Raw genomic sequence first — 1050 nt, forward strand, 5'->3', positions numbered from 1 at the left:
GCCCGGATCGCGTTGACGATCGAGGTGACGGGCTGGTTCTCGGCGAAGGCCCGGACCGGGGCGGGCATCGTGGCGGTGGGCACGAACGCCGAGCTGATGAACGGCAGGAAGATCAGCGGGTACGAGAACGCGGTGGCCCCGTCCGTCGACGACGCGGCCAGTCCGGCGATCATCGCGACCCAGGTCAGGGCGAGGGTGAACAGGGCCAGGATCCCGGCCACGGCCAGCCAGTCCAGCACCCCGGCCGAGGTCCGGAAACCCATGACCAGGCCCACCGCGACGATCACGACCACGGAGATGGCGTTGGACACCACCGAGGTCAGCACGTGTCCCCACAGCACCGACGACCGGGCGATCGGCATCGAGTGGAAACGTTCGAAGATGCCGCTCTGCATGTCGTTGAACAGCCGGAACCCGGTGTAGGAGATACCGCTGGAGATCGCCATCAGCATGATGCCGGGCATCAAATAGTTGGTGTAGTTGTCGGTGCCGGCCTGGATCGCGCCGCCGAACACGAACCGGAACAGCAGCATGAACGCGATCGGCATGATCGTGACGGTGATGATGGTGTCCATGCTGCGGGTGACGTGCCGGATGGAACGTCCGAGCATGACCCCGGTGTTGCCGAGCACGTGCGCGCTCATACCCGCGCCTCCTTGTTCCCGATGATGGCGAGGAAGATCTCCTCAAGGGTCGGTTGCCGCTCGACGAGTTCGGCCTTGGCGGCGGGCAGCAGCGCCCGCAGCTCGGCCAACGTGCCCGACACGATGATCGTGCCCTGGTGCAGGATCGCGATCCGGTCGGCGAGTTTCTCCGCCTCCTCCAGGTACTGGGTGGTCAGCAGGACGGTGACACCGCTGTCGGCCAGGGCCTGGACCTCCTTCCACACCTCCAGCCGGGCCTCGGGGTCAAGGCCCGTGGTCGGCTCGTCGAGGAAGATCACCGGCGGGTCGCCGATCAGGCTCATCGCGATGTCCAGGCGGCGGCGCATACCCCCGGAGTAGGTCGCCACCCGCCGGCCCGCGGCGTCGGTCAGGTCGAAACGCCGCA

At 67.2% G+C, this 1050-nt stretch carries 2 protein-coding genes; both read right to left on the reverse strand.

Going from position 1 to position 1050, the window contains the following annotated elements; genetic code table 11:
- Positions 1-644 (reverse strand): ABC transporter permease (locus HAV39_RS42020; RefSeq protein ID WP_191844658.1); only part of this gene is annotated, 644 nt, incomplete at its 3' end.
- Positions 641-1050 (reverse strand): ATP-binding cassette domain-containing protein (locus tag HAV39_RS42025; protein WP_191844659.1); only part of this gene is annotated, 410 nt, incomplete at its 5' end. The genes HAV39_RS42020 and HAV39_RS42025, both read right to left, overlap by 4 nt.

The organism is Catellatospora chokoriensis (assembly GCF_011297315.1).
Taxonomy (GTDB): Bacteria; Actinomycetota; Actinomycetes; order Mycobacteriales; family Micromonosporaceae; genus Catellatospora; species Catellatospora citrea.